Below are 13156 nucleotides of genomic sequence, written 5' to 3' on the forward strand. Positions count from 1 at the left end.
TTTTTCCCTAAGCGAACAGACCTAGCTGAGGTAAGCAAGGATGAATTAAAAAAGGCGTTATATTTAATTAATAATCGCCCAAGAAAATGCTTGGGTTGGAAATCTGCACACGAAGCGTTCATGGAGCAAGTGTTGCACTTAATTTGACAAAGTAACATTTTGAAAATAACACAATAAAAATCACCAAGCAATGGCGCTATAAGGGGAATGGTGGTTTTGGACCTTTAAAAAATGAGAATTCTGAGCGAAATATCTCTTTGGATAAGAATACGATGGTACATTTTAAAAACTTCATCGAGACACGCAAGAAAGACTTTAAAAATGTGCACAAGCTCGTGTTCTATGATTGCTTATCTGACATCTTAATCATCAAAAATGATCGTTTGAATGACGTGTTAAGAGCTATTTTAAATCGTTTATAATTAATCCACTGATTACTGCTCATGGACTGCGACACACTCATGCAAGTGTTCTTTTATATCAAGGAATATCCATCCTTTATGTGTCTGAACGACTAGGTTATGCCTCCATTGATATTACATCATCCACCTACGCTCATGTGTTAAAAGAATACGCGATCGAGACTCTCAGAAAACAAACCAAATTTTCGATAATCTAATGCATTGAATGTGTAGAAAATGTGTAGAAACTTTTCATTTTCTATCGTTTTCTAACGTATACTCAGAAAAATCAAAAGCACTACAAACCATTGATACCAAAGGATTTGTAGTGCTATTTTAGTTGGTTCAAACTTTATCTATCTGAACCTTATTACGTCCCAGGAGGGATTCGAACCCCCGACCGACGCCTTAGAAGGGCGCTGCTCTATCCAGCTGAGCTACTGAGACAAATGTGCAATCCCGCGTTCCAACGGGAAAGACAATACTTAGTATATATCAGATATTTGAAAGTGTCAACATTATTTTTTTAATATAGAAAAATTCTTTTTAGTAATGATTTCATTTGTTTCTGTTTTGAATGTGACTTGCCACTCTTTACCGTCAAAATCGATGATTGCGTAGCTCTTTTCTTTACGCCCTCTAGGCAAGCGAAGGCTTCCTGGGTTAACAAACAGTGTATCACCTATTAACTCCGCTCCTAGCAAGTGTGAGTGGCCAAATAATACGAGGTTAGCGCCTACTTCTGCTGCGCGGTATGAAAGTGATAATAAAGTCAGTTTGACATTGTATAAATGGCCGTGTGTCATATAGATTTTTTGACCATCTATTTCTTCAATGACGTCGTCTGGAAATTGTTTATCGTAATCGCAATTTCCCCTTACTTTGTACATATCACGTAATTCAGTAGCTTCAAAAGATAATTCACTATCACCGCAATGGAACACTGCATCGATATCCTGAACATTAGAAATGACTTGTTTTATAACGGTAGCATCACTGTGGGTGTCACTCATTACTAGAATTCTCATCATTTATCACTCCACTTCTGATACCCAAGTCGGTAGTTGATCCGCTAATAAACGAATCGCATTACCACGGTGGGAAATGGCTCCTTTTTCAGCAGGCGTTAGCTCTGCCATAGCTTTGTTAAGTTGTGGAACAAAGAAGATTGGGTCGTAACCGAAACCATTTGTACCGCGTTTTTCAGTTAAGATCAGACCTTCGCAAGTACCAAAAACAGTTGTTGTTTCTTGATTTGGTCCAGCTATAGCTAGTGCACAACAGAAGCGTGCTGTACGGTCTTCTCCTTTTACGCCCTCAAGGTTTTTCAATGCTTTTTGCATATTTGCCTCATCATCATGATCGCCTGCATAACGTGCTGAGTAAACGCCTGGCTCACCGTTTAATGCATCAATTTTAAGGCCACTATCATCAGCAATGACGATTTTGCCAAGCATGTTAGCAACTGTTTCTGCTTTTAGAATGGCATTCTCTTCGAAAGTTGTCCCAGTTTCTTCGATATCTAAGTCAGGTGCTACATCAAATAATGTAACTACTTCAAAACCTAAAGGGCCAAAAATTGCTTCAAAATCCTTCGCTTTTCCTTTGTTTTTCGTTGCGATTACGACTTGTTTCATTTTCCTGCCTCCAAATTACGTTCTATGCGAAGTGCAATTTCACCTAAAACTTCTTTTTGTGCATTGATTAATTGTTGAACACCTAATTCTCCTAATACTAAAAGTTCATTTAACTGTTCACGTGAAAATGTAGATTCTTCACCTGTACCTTGTAGCTCAACAAATTGACCTTTGCCTGTTTGAACGATATTCATGTCCACTTCTGCTGCAGAGTCTTCAAGATAATTTAAATCTAAAATAGCGCCCTCTTCAGCAGCGATACCTACACTTGTTGCCGCTAGGAAGTCTTTTAATGGGTAGTGCGTGATTTTTCCAGCGTCTTGTAGTTTTGCCACTGCGTCTGCCATCGCTACAAACGCACCTGTAATAGAGGCTGTACGAGTACCTCCGTCTGCTTGAATGACATCACAGTCGATCCAAATTGTTCTTTCCCCTAGTTTCTCTAAATCTACTACTGCGCGTAAAGCTCGTCCAATTAAACGTTGGATTTCCATTGTACGACCACCGATTTTACCAGCAGATGCTTCGCGGCGTGTTCTTGATGCAGTTGCTCTTGGTAACATTGAATACTCAGCTGTTACCCAACCTTTTCCTTCTCCGCGCATAAATGGTGGTACTTTTTCTTCAATAGTAGCATTACAAATAACTTTTGTATTTCCTACTGTTATTAATACAGATCCTTCTGGGTGTATTAAATAATCCTTGTCCATTTGAATAGGTCTTAGTTCGTCTTTATTACGTCCATCATTTCTTGTCATGATGTACCTCCAATTAAGTTGTTTTAATTCATAGGAAAACCCCGAAATGTCCATCATTTCGGGCTTTTTCTATCCTTTTATTAACGCTATTACTTTTTTAAAGTAATTCTTTTCACTTGTATCTTCTGAAGTGGTAACCATTTGTTCGCAATTAATTGGAACATCGGCACCGAGCCCGTCGTAAAGAAACGGTGCTCTGGCGCTAATTGTTCCATCCTTGCGATATGATGATAACTCAGTAGATTTTGGACGTCCTTTGCAGTTTCTTCTGCTGAAGAAACAACATGAACGTGTTCACCTACTGTCTGTTCAATATTTCGCTGAATAAGTGGATAATGTGTACAGCCTAAAATAACCGTATCAAAACTTGTTTTTTGTAATGGTTGTAAACTTTCTTTTACTAACTGGTCAGCAAACTCCCCTTCGTACTCGCCACTTTCCACTAAAGGAACAAATGACGGGCAAGCTAGTGATGTTACCTTACTAGATGAAGAAAGTGAATAAAGCGCCTCTTCATATGCACCACTTTTCACTGTGACCTCAGTACCAAGGACTACAATATCGTGGCTTTTCGTCGCTTTAATCGCTGCTCTAGCACCTGCGTTAATAACACCGATAACTGGGAAAGGACATTTCTTTTGCAAACTTTCTAAAGCAACTGCTGTTGCGGTGTTGCAAGCAATGACAAGCATTTTGATATTCATTTTGGACAATGTATCCGCCATTTGCCATGTAAAGGTTCTCACTTGTTCTTGTGAACGTGGTCCATACGGGCATCTTGCTGTATCACCGATATAATATATGGATTCGTTCGGTAGTAATCGTAGCATCTCTTTTACAACGGTTAATCCACCAACACCCGAATCAATCACTCCGATGGGAGCATTCACGTTAACCGCCTCAATCCTGGTTCATTTCGTTATATAGTTTGTGTAATAATCTTGATAATTCTAGTACTTCTTTTTCGCTAAAATCTGTTACGATATCATTCAAGTATTTTTGACGTTTTACAATTACTTCTGCAATTATACGTTCGCCCTCTTCTAATAGATGAATTCGAACAACTCGACGATCTTCATTATCACGAATACGTTTAACTAATGCATTTTTTTCCATGCGATCGACTAAGTCTGTAGTTGTGCTAAACGCTAAATACATTTTATTTGATAGATCTCCAATTGTCATGTCACCAATCTCATGAAGCCATTGTAACGCAACAAATTGCGGAGGTGTAATTGTATAGTTACTTAAAATTTCTCGACCCTTCTGCTTAATTAATGCCGAAATATGTCGAAGTTCTTTTTCCAAAAATGCTACTTGTTCAGCATTATGTGTGGACTGTGAATCTTGATTTGTCATGTGAACCTTCACTCCTCAAAAGGATTACTTATCCCTATATTGTGAAGTGTTTTAACAAAAATGGCAAGGGCACATTCATCCTAACGACAATTCTCCTAGTCGAAGAAGCTCTATCATCGCTTGTGCACGGCCTGACACACCGAGTTTCTGGATAGTATTGGAAATATGATTGCGAACAGTTTTTTCACTTATGTGAAGTTGTGTCGCTATTTCCTTTGTCGAAAAGTCCTGTACAAGTAATTGAAAAATTTCACGTTCACGCTTAGTTAACAATGAACGATGATGTGAATGACTCATCACACGCGGCCCTCCAATCCCCTCTTCCATGTAGCGTATGTCGGAAGGAGCAAAGCGGTGACGGCTATTCAAATATTATGCTTCAACTCTTTCTAATTGCGATTCATTCCAACGTATAGACTTCCCTGTGACGCGGTTCATCTGTACAATTGTTCCGCGCCCTGTAAAGCACATCTCTTCCTTTTTATTCATCGCTAAATAGTGTATATCTAATGATGAGTTACCGATACTCTCTATTTTCACATAAATATTCAATTGCTCTTCAAAGTACACTTGCTTCACATAATCGCATTGAATATCTGCCACAACCGGTATAGCTTCACTATCTCCATGCATCCATTTACCCATAAAACCAAGATGCTTTAAAAATTCGATTCGTGCATATTCAAAATATGTGATTGGTACTGTATTATTCATATGTCCAAACATATCAGTCTCTGAAAATCTCACTTGCACAGGTACTGAAAATGAAAACCCCTTTTTCCATTCTTCCATATTACTAATGTATGATGATTGCATACGCTTTCCCCCTTCGCAAAAATGAACAATGATTCATTTTATTATAACAGAAAACCCTAAAGACAAAAACGGATAACTACTCTTTATAAGACGCAAAAAACAGCTCCACACTTATGTGTGAAGCTGTTTTATAAGTTTCAATAATAGATTAGTCAACCATATGGTCAGAACCAAAGAAGTTTTTGAACATTTGTACTGTAGTAGCACGGTTCAAAGATGCGATAGAAGTAGTCAAAGGAATACCTTTTGGACATGCAACTACACAGTTTTGAGAGTTACCACAGTTAGCAAGACCGCCTTCGCCCATGATTGCTGCTAGACGTTCGTCTTTGTTCATTGCACCTGTTGGGTGAGAATTGAATAGACGTACTTGTGAAAGTGGAGCTGGTCCCATGAAATCAGAGTGAGTATTCACGTTTGGACATGCTTCAAGACATACACCACAAGTCATACATTTAGATAATTCATAAGCCCATTCACGTTTACGCTCAGGCATACGTGGACCTTCACCAAGATCATAAGAACCATCAATTGGAACCCAAGCTTTCACTTTTTTAAGTGAATCAAACATACGGCTACGGTCTACTTGTAGGTCACGAACGACCGGGAAAGTGCTCATTGGTTGTAATTTAATAGGTTGTTCTAATTGGTCAACTAATGCTGAACATGATTGACGAGGACGCCCATTAATAACCATTGAACATGCACCACAAACTTCTTCAAGACAGCTCATATCCCATGAAACTGGAGCTGTATTTTTACCATCAGCAGTTACTGGGTTACGTTGAATTTCCATTAATATAGAAATTACATTCATTCCATGACGGTAAGGTACTTTGAATTTTTCCATATATGGCTGTGCATCTGTAGCAGCTTGACGTTGAATCTCTACATCAATATATTTCGTTTCAACTGCTTGTCCCATGTTTATTTATCCCCTTTCTTAGAAGAATAGTCACGTTTACGTGGTGGGATTAACGAAACATCTACTTCTTCATAGCTTAATTTAGGCTCAGTAGAAGGAGTGAATTCCGCGATAGTTGTTTTCAAGAAGTTTTCATCATCACGTTCTGGGAAGTCTGGTTTATAGTGCGCTCCACGACTTTCATCACGATTTAATGCTCCTAAAGTAATAACGCGAGCAAGAGCCATCATGTTTTTCAACTGACGAGTGAATTGTACACCTTGGTTACTCCATTTAGCTGTATCGTTAATATTGATGTTGTTATAACGTTCTTGTAATTCCATAATTTTATCATCTGTTGCTCTTAATTTATCATTGTAACGTACAACAGTAGCGTTTGCTGTCATCCATTCACCAAGTTCTTTGTGAAGTAAATAAGCATTTTCGTTACCATCTAGATTCAATGTATCATCCCATTTTTGCTGTTCTTCAGCAACTGCGGAATCGTAGATTGAAGAAGGAAGATCTTCAACATGTTTTTCAAGTCCTTTGATGTAATTTACAGCGTTTGGACCTGCAATACTACCACCGTAGATAGCAGAAAGTAATGAGTTAGCTCCTAAACGGTTACCACCATGTTGAGAGTAATCACATTCTCCAGCAGCAAATACACCTGGAATAGTTGTATGTTGATCGTAATCTACCCATAGACCACCCATAGAATAGTGAACAGCTGGGAAGATTTTCATCGGTACTTTATGTGGATCATCACCAACGAATTTTTGGTAGATTTCAATAATACCACCTAGTTTAATGTCTAGTTCATGCGGATCTTTGTGTGAAAGATCTAGATAAACAACATTTTCACCGTTAACACCTAGTTTTTGGTTAATACAAACATCGAAGATTTCACGCGTTGCAATATCACGAGGTACTAAGTTACCATATGCAGGGTATTTTTCTTCTAAGAAGTACCAAGGCTTACCGTCTTTATAAGTCCAAATACGGCCACCTTCACCACGAGCAGATTCTGACATTAGACGAAGTTTATCGTCACCAGGAATTGCTGTTGGGTGAATTTGAATGAACTCACCGTTCGCATATTTAGCACCTTGTTGATAAACAATAGATGCTGCAGAACCAGTGTTGATCATTGAGTTAGTAGATTTACCGAAGATAATACCAGGACCACCACTCGCCATAATCACTGCGTCAGAACGGAATGCTTTGATTTCGTGTGTAGTAAGGTTTTGTGCTTTAATACCTTTACATACGCCAGATTCATCAAGAACTAGTCCTAAGAATTCCCAACCTTCATACTTTGTTACTAAGCCTTCTACTTCCCATTTACGAACTTGTTCGTCTAGAGCGTATAGAAGTTGTTGACCTGTTGTCGCACCAGCAAATGCTGTACGGTGCATTAATGTACCACCGAAACGACGGAAATCTAGTAAACCTTCTGGCGTACGGTTGAACATAACACCCATACGGTCGAATAAATGAATGATACCAGGTGCTGCATCAGCCATAGCTTTTACTGGTGGTTGGTTCGCTAAGAAGTCTCCACCATAAACTGTATCATCAAAGTGGATCCATGGAGAATCCCCTTCACCTTTTGTATTAACGGCACCGTTAATTCCGCCCTGTGCACATACAGAGTGTGAGCGTTTTACTGGTACCAATGAGAATAATTCAACTTCTGTGCCCATCTCGGCTGCTTTCATAGTAGCCATTAAACCAGCAAGACCGCCGCCAACGACTATCAATTTACTTTTAGCCATGTTTTTTCTCACTCCTCTTTCAAATAGTAATCAAGCGCTTACATGATGTTAAGTGCATTCTATTAAACGAATGCAAGTAATGCACTTACGCCGACTACTGATAACACTAAGAAAATTAAAACAGTAATGTAAGTTGCAATTTTTTGAGATTTTGGAGATTGAGTAATTCCCCAGCTTACTAAGAATGCCCAAACACCATTTGCTAAGTGGAAAGTTGCTGAAATAATACCTGCAACATAGAATGCTAACATCCATGGGTTAGATAAAACATCTGCCATCATGTTGTAGTCAACTTCTGTTCCAAGTGCTTTTTGGATACGAGTTTGGAAAATATGCCAAGCGATAAAGACAACTAGGAATACTCCAGTGAAACGTTGTAATACGAACATCCAGTTACGGAAAGTGCTAAAACGTTTAGTATTTGGTTGTGCAGTGAAGGCTATGTACACACCATAAAAAGCATGGAACATTAATGGAATGTAAATTACAATCCATTCTAGAGCCCATAAGAATGGGAGATTACCCATAAATTCACTTGCTGAGTTAAATGATTCTGCACCTTTTGTTGCTGTAAAGTTAATAAACAAGTGTTGCGTCAAGAACAGTCCAACTGGAATAATTCCAAGAAGTGAATGCAGACGACGCAATAAAAACTCTCGATCTTTCGACAAAACTGTTACCCCCCTTAATACTGAAAATAGACAGACGAACAACTACCAATGCTTTTCAACATGGTATCCATTGACTGCATATTTCATCATGGTACAATATTATGACAAGTTCATTGTACTCTCATCATGGCAGAGCGTCAAGGTAACCAACACTATTTCTAACTACCTTTAATATACGATTTTCTCTCGTAAATACATAAATATTCTACTAGAAAACGTTATTTTCTAACTCTGACAAAAAATAGACAAAATTAAATGAAAGAAGGTAAATCATGTCATCTACTACTAACACTCAACACTTCCCATTATTTGGTTACGAACTAATAAGAGATCACGTACTCTCATCTGTTCTTGGAAAAAACGAAGAGGATATCTTATATTGGTGCGGAAAAGAGTTAGCACGCAAGTTCCCTTTATACAGCATGGAAGAAGCTATTTCATTTTTCCACGAAGCTGGATGGGGCGATCTTTCTATAGAGAAACAATCTAAAGATGAATCTTTTTATACTTTAACTGGAGACCCTGAAGCTATGCAATTTGAAAAACGCTGTTTCCGACTTGAAAGTGGCTTCCTAGCAGCTCAACAAGAAAAAATCAGTGGTTTCTTAACAGAATGCTACGACGAAAAGAAAGTAAAACGAGGGGTTGTCCGATTCCATGTCAAATGGGATTTAAAAGATCAACTATAAAAAGCAGCTGACTAAACATCTATTCAAGATGCCTAGTCAGCTTTTTAAATTTATATTTTTAAACTTGAATTTCGAGACTAGCTGCTAACTCAAATTCATCATGTAATGCATTTGCAGCCAAAAACATTGAATCCTGAGGTATGATGACAGAAATTTTAATTTCAGAAGTACTTACCATTTTGAGTGTAATATTTTCTTTATGTAAGCGATCAAACATTTTTGCAGCTACGCCAGGATTAGATACTATACCAGATCCAACAATCGACACTTTAGCTACGTCTTCTTCATAATTTACATGACGATAACCAATTTCAGATTTATTTGCTTCCAATACACGAGCGGTATCTGCTAAATTTTCTTTTTTAATAGTGAAAGATACCGAAGGCTCTACACCTTCAATAATAGTTTGAACGATTATATCTACGTTAATATGATTATCTGCTAATACTGTAAATATATTTACTAAAGAACCATTATAATTCCCTTCATACCCTACCGTTACACGAATAATATCTGACATAAATGCAACCCCGCGTACAACTAAATCTTTTTCCACTTCTACTTCCTCCTTCATAATTGTTCCTTCATCTTCTACATAACTAGAGCGAACTGCTAATGGAATGTTATAGTTTTTCGCAAACTCTACAGCACGTGGATGCAAAACACCCGCTCCTAAATTCGCCAATTCTAGCATTTCATCATATGACAGTCCTTGTAGTTTACGAGCATTCGGAACATAACGAGGATCTGAAGTATACACACCATCAACATCTGTATAAATATCACAGCGTTCAGCACCTAATACCGCAGCTAAAGCAACTGCTGTCGTATCTGATCCACCACGACCTAGAGTAGTAATATTGTTATTATTATCGATTCCTTGGAAACCTGCAACTACAGCTACACAGTCTCTATCCAACGCTTTCTGTATATTTGCCGCTTGGATTTCCACAATGCGCGAATCACTCGGAACGCCTTCTGTTAATATTCCAGCTTGCCAACCAGTGAAGGACTGAGCTTTTAAACCTATGCTTTGCAAAGCAATCGATAATAATGAGATAGTCACCTGCTCACCTGTTGTTAAGAGCGTATCCATTTCTCGCTTCGATGGATTTGGCATAATTTCATGTGCCATATCTACAAGTATATCCGTCGTTTTACCCATTGCCGAAACAACAACGACAACATTATTGCCCTTTTCCTTCTCTTTCTGAATGCGTCTTGCTACATGCATTACGCGTTCAATCGTTGCAACTGATGTACCACCAAATTTAAAGACTAAACAACTCACCCATAACCTCTCCCTTACTTGTTATGACGACCGTATTCACAATGACATCTTATGAAAAAAGCAGCCTTTCACACGTTTCCATGTGAAAAGCCGCCTCCGTAGAATGCACGTTCAAAAGAACATTCATGTGAGATAGCCCTCCAGAACCGAAACGGGTCTGACAATTCTACACTTGTTAAATGTAGAACCAGAAATAAATTGGAAATAGTCAATTTATCACTTCGGCGACCTTCCCTTTCATCAACAGTCCTAGGATCTATTCATCCTCTTGCTGATTACTCTTGAAATCCGCACCTCTATCATCACTAAATAGTGATTATTTAAATAGTAATGCTACCTTAACACAATTTTCTGATTACTACAATTTATTTTTCGGAAAAATAAGTAAATATGGTATAAGCTAGTTTTTTTGGTACATTCGCAGCAATTAACTCTTCATAGGATGCCTCACGAATTTTTTTTACCGAACCAAATTGTTTGAGAAGTTGTTGCTTTCGTTTCGGACCAATTCCTTCAATTTCATCGAGAACAGATGTAATGGCATTCTTCTCATGTAATTGGCGATGGAAGGTAATAGCAAAACGATGCACTTCATCTTGAATTCGTTGTAATAGATAAAATGCTTCACTCGTTCTCTTCAATGGAATAATTTCTGGCGGCGAGCCATATAGCAGTTGAGAAGTTTGGTGTTTATCGTCTTTTGCTAAACCAGCAATAGGGATATCTAAACCAAGCTCATCTTCTAATATTTCTCTTGCCACTTCCATTTGTCCTTTCCCACCATCGATAACGATTAAATCAGGTAAAGGCAAGCCATCTCTTAATACACGAGTATATCTTCGGCGAATGACTTCTCGCATTGCACCGTAATCGTCATGCTTTGCAGCCACTTGAATTTTATACTTACGATAATCCTTTTTGCTCGGCTTTCCGTCAATAAAAACAACCATTGCCGAAACGGCGTCAGCTCCGAAAATATGGGAGTTATCAAATGATTCTATGCGAAGTGGTGTAGCGATATTCATCGCATTTCCTAATTCTTCGCAGGCACCTATTGTCCTTTTTTCTTGACGCTCAAGTAACTGGAATTTCTCAGAGATAGCGATTTGAGCATTTTTACTCGCTAAGTCAACAAGTTCTTTTTTCTTTCCCCTATGTGGAATCGTCACTTTTATATCAAGCACAGTCGCTAAAAGCTCTCCTTCAATATTCGAAGGTATGAAGATTTCCTTCGGCTTAATATGTTCTGCTTGTTCATAAAAGCGCCCGACAAACGTTAAGAATTCTTCCTCAGGATCTCTATAAATCGGGAATAACGAAACATCTCTTTCAATTAACTTGCCTTGTCGAACAAAGAACACTTGGATACACATCCAGCCTTTATCAACCGCATAACCAAAAACGTCACGGTTCGTTAAATCAGTGAGGGTGATTTTCTGACGTTCCATGACCGTTTCTATATGGGCAATTTGATCTCGGTATTCTTTCGCTCTTTCGAAATCTAATTTTTCAGCTACATCGAGCATTTTTGCATTTAAATCTTCTTTAACTTCTCCATAACCACCATTTAGGAAACTTGTTATACCTTGAATAATCTCTTGATATTGGTCTTTCACAACTTCTTTTACACAAGGAGCTAGACATTGACCTAAATGATAGTATAAACAAACTCGGTTTGGTAAATTCGTACATTTCCGAAGAGGATACAGGCGATCAAGTAATTTTTTCGTTTCATTTGCAGCAAAACTATTTGGATAAGGTCCAAAGTATTTACCATTATCCTTCTTCACTTTGCGAACGATAAGAAGTCGCGGGTGCTTCTCATTCGTAATTTTAATATAAGGGTACGTCTTGTCATCCTTCAGCATAATGTTGTATTTCGGATCATGGGTTTTAATGAGGTTCAATTCTAAAATAAAAGCCTCTATATCCGAAGATGTCACTATGTATTCGAAATCTTCTATTTCGCTTACAAGTCGTTGCGTTTTACCATCGTGACTGCCTGTGAAATAAGAGCGTACGCGATTTTTTAGCACCTTTGCTTTGCCGACATAAATAATTATACCTTGTCGATCTTTCATCAAGTAACAACCTGGTTGGTCAGGTAGAATGGCTAATTTTTGCTTTATTAATTCGTTCATCTTATCACCTTCTCAGAAAAGTACAAGCGCCTTGTTCATTCCCGGCAAGCATAAGCCGAATTGGCATGGAGGTTGCCCTTTAACCTCCATGTCGAATTTGGGTTATGACCTCGAGGGGCTAGACGCTGGAACTAGATCATATACAGAATAGTTTTATACTTTATTATTTCTAAAAAAAACCGGGCACCATTGTAGGAACCCGGTTTTATATTTATTTCTTCAAAGATTAAGCGTGTTTTTGAATGAATTCAACTAATGCTTCTTTCGGTTGGAAACCAACTGTTTTATCAACTGGCTCTCCGTCTTTGAATAACAATAGAGTTGGAATTGACATAATGCCAAATTTACTTGCTGTTTCTTGGTTTTGGTCAACATCAACTTTAACAATTTTAGCTGCACCGTTTAGTTCAGAATCTAGTTCTTCTAAAACTGGAGCGATCATTTTACAAGGTCCGCACCAAGTTGCCCAAAAATCAACTAGTACTAAACCTTCTGCGATATCATTTGAAAAGCTTGCATCTGTTGCGTATACAATTGCCATATTAAATATCCTCCTTCAACTTGCGTATAACGGTAGTATAGCACGGATAAAAAGCACGAGCGACTGTTATGCTTATAACAGCATTATTTTGCAATAACGATAGTAAAATACGTATTTCACATGCCTATTTGTATGCTTGTATGAAAAAACCCCCGTAAATGGTGTAT

Annotated in this window: 15 protein-coding genes, 1 tRNA gene, 1 pseudogene and 1 riboswitch; of the genes and pseudogenes, 3 read left to right on the top strand and 14 right to left on the bottom strand. The window is 38.1% G+C overall.

What is annotated here, in order from left to right:
• Both ACQKMD_RS14235 and ACQKMD_RS14240 read left to right on the top strand, forming a co-directional pair.
• Positions 1-147, top strand: a pseudogene (locus tag ACQKMD_RS14235) (IS30 family transposase); the annotation flags it as partial.
• Positions 148-433: 286 nt separating this feature from the next.
• Positions 434-619 carry a tyrosine-type recombinase/integrase gene (locus ACQKMD_RS14240; RefSeq protein WP_427752865.1) on the top strand — a complete coding sequence of 62 codons (186 nt, stop codon included), beginning with the start codon at positions 434-436 and terminating at the stop codon, positions 617-619.
• 155 nt (positions 620-774) lie between these two features.
• Here ACQKMD_RS14240 and ACQKMD_RS14245 read toward each other — a convergent pair.
• The 11 genes from ACQKMD_RS14245 to ACQKMD_RS14295 form a co-directional block, all read right to left on the bottom strand.
• Positions 775-848, bottom strand: a tRNA-Arg gene (locus ACQKMD_RS14245).
• 71 nt (positions 849-919) lie between these two features.
• Positions 920-1432 (bottom strand): metallophosphoesterase, encoded by a 513-nt coding sequence (locus ACQKMD_RS14250; RefSeq protein WP_427752807.1) that lies wholly within the window; start codon positions 1430-1432, stop codon positions 920-922.
• Between the two features lie 3 nt (positions 1433-1435).
• Complete coding sequence (locus tag ACQKMD_RS14255) at positions 1436-2038, bottom strand: XTP/dITP diphosphatase (RefSeq protein ID WP_427752809.1); 603 nt, start codon at positions 2036-2038, stop codon at positions 1436-1438.
• Complete coding sequence (rph, locus tag ACQKMD_RS14260) at positions 2035-2796, bottom strand: ribonuclease PH (RefSeq protein ID WP_427752810.1); 762 nt, start codon at positions 2794-2796, stop codon at positions 2035-2037. Before rph ends, ACQKMD_RS14255 begins: the two co-directional genes overlap by 4 nt.
• Before the next feature lie 89 nt (positions 2797-2885).
• On the bottom strand, positions 2886-3686 hold the full coding sequence (racE, locus tag ACQKMD_RS14265; RefSeq protein WP_427752812.1) for a glutamate racemase: 801 nt from the start codon (positions 3684-3686) through the stop codon (positions 2886-2888).
• A 10-nt stretch (positions 3687-3696) separates the two neighbouring features.
• Positions 3697-4155 (bottom strand): MarR family winged helix-turn-helix transcriptional regulator, encoded by a 459-nt coding sequence (locus ACQKMD_RS14270; protein ID WP_427752814.1) that lies wholly within the window; start codon positions 4153-4155, stop codon positions 3697-3699.
• 75 nt (positions 4156-4230) lie between these two features.
• Positions 4231-4452, bottom strand: a complete 222-nt coding sequence (locus ACQKMD_RS14275; protein ID WP_427752866.1) for a helix-turn-helix domain-containing protein — start codon at positions 4450-4452, stop codon at positions 4231-4233.
• A gap of 75 nt (positions 4453-4527) precedes the next feature.
• Positions 4528-4971 carry an acyl-CoA thioesterase gene (locus ACQKMD_RS14280; RefSeq protein WP_427752815.1) on the bottom strand — a complete coding sequence of 148 codons (444 nt, stop codon included), beginning with the start codon at positions 4969-4971 and terminating at the stop codon, positions 4528-4530.
• 148 nt (positions 4972-5119) lie between these two features.
• Entirely contained in the window at positions 5120-5896 is a 777-nt protein-coding gene (gene sdhB, locus ACQKMD_RS14285; protein WP_427752816.1) for a succinate dehydrogenase iron-sulfur subunit, read from the bottom strand.
• Between the two features lie 2 nt (positions 5897-5898).
• Positions 5899-7656, bottom strand: a complete 1758-nt coding sequence (gene sdhA, locus ACQKMD_RS14290; RefSeq protein WP_427752817.1) for a succinate dehydrogenase flavoprotein subunit — start codon at positions 7654-7656, stop codon at positions 5899-5901.
• 62 nt (positions 7657-7718) lie between these two features.
• On the bottom strand, positions 7719-8327 hold the full coding sequence (locus tag ACQKMD_RS14295; RefSeq protein ID WP_427752818.1) for a succinate dehydrogenase cytochrome b558 subunit: 609 nt from the start codon (positions 8325-8327) through the stop codon (positions 7719-7721).
• Between the two features lie 272 nt (positions 8328-8599).
• Between ACQKMD_RS14295 and ACQKMD_RS14300 the strand changes: the two genes are divergently transcribed.
• On the top strand, positions 8600-9016 hold the full coding sequence (locus ACQKMD_RS14300; RefSeq protein WP_427752819.1) for a YslB family protein: 417 nt from the start codon (positions 8600-8602) through the stop codon (positions 9014-9016).
• Positions 9017-9074: 58 nt separating this feature from the next.
• Here the strand turns inward: ACQKMD_RS14300 and ACQKMD_RS14305 are convergent, their stop codons facing one another.
• From ACQKMD_RS14305 to trxA, 3 genes are all read right to left on the bottom strand, one after another.
• Positions 9075-10307, bottom strand: a complete 1233-nt coding sequence (locus ACQKMD_RS14305) for an aspartate kinase (RefSeq protein ID WP_427752820.1) — start codon at positions 10305-10307, stop codon at positions 9075-9077.
• A 125-nt stretch (positions 10308-10432) separates the two neighbouring features.
• Positions 10433-10614: riboswitch (Lysine riboswitch) on the bottom strand.
• A gap of 58 nt (positions 10615-10672) precedes the next feature.
• Positions 10673-12448: an excinuclease ABC subunit UvrC gene (gene uvrC, locus ACQKMD_RS14310; RefSeq protein WP_427752821.1), complete on the bottom strand. Its 1776-nt coding sequence runs from the start codon at positions 12446-12448 to the stop codon at positions 10673-10675.
• A gap of 226 nt (positions 12449-12674) precedes the next feature.
• Positions 12675-12989 (bottom strand): thioredoxin, encoded by a 315-nt coding sequence (gene trxA, locus ACQKMD_RS14315; RefSeq protein ID WP_427752822.1) that lies wholly within the window; start codon positions 12987-12989, stop codon positions 12675-12677.
• Positions 12990-13156: the final 167 nt, after the last annotated feature.

Origin of the sequence: Viridibacillus sp. NPDC096237 (assembly GCF_050278625.1) — a bacterium.
Taxonomy (GTDB): domain Bacteria; phylum Bacillota; class Bacilli; order Bacillales_A; family Planococcaceae; genus Viridibacillus.

Coding starts and splice junctions, on each gene's coding strand:
- ACQKMD_RS14270 (WP_427752814.1), bottom strand. CDS start 4,155: ATGACAAATCAAGATTCACAGTCCACACATAATGCTGAACAAGTAGCA.
- rph (WP_427752810.1), bottom strand. CDS start 2,796: ATGACAAGAAATGATGGACGTAATAAAGACGAACTAAGACCTATTCAA.
- ACQKMD_RS14300 (WP_427752819.1), top strand. CDS start 8,600: ATGTCATCTACTACTAACACTCAACACTTCCCATTATTTGGTTACGAA.
- sdhB (WP_427752816.1), bottom strand. CDS start 5,896: ATGGGACAAGCAGTTGAAACGAAATATATTGATGTAGAGATTCAACGT.
- sdhA (WP_427752817.1), bottom strand. CDS start 7,656: ATGGCTAAAAGTAAATTGATAGTCGTTGGCGGCGGTCTTGCTGGTTTA.
- ACQKMD_RS14250 (WP_427752807.1), bottom strand. CDS start 1,432: ATGATGAGAATTCTAGTAATGAGTGACACCCACAGTGATGCTACCGTT.
- uvrC (WP_427752821.1), bottom strand. CDS start 12,448: ATGAACGAATTAATAAAGCAAAAATTAGCCATTCTACCTGACCAACCA.
- ACQKMD_RS14255 (WP_427752809.1), bottom strand. CDS start 2,038: ATGAAACAAGTCGTAATCGCAACGAAAAACAAAGGAAAAGCGAAGGAT.
- ACQKMD_RS14280 (WP_427752815.1), bottom strand. CDS start 4,971: ATGCAATCATCATACATTAGTAATATGGAAGAATGGAAAAAGGGGTTT.
- trxA (WP_427752822.1), bottom strand. CDS start 12,989: ATGGCAATTGTATACGCAACAGATGCAAGCTTTTCAAATGATATCGCA.
- ACQKMD_RS14275 (WP_427752866.1), bottom strand. CDS start 4,452: ATGAGTCATTCACATCATCGTTCATTGTTAACTAAGCGTGAACGTGAA.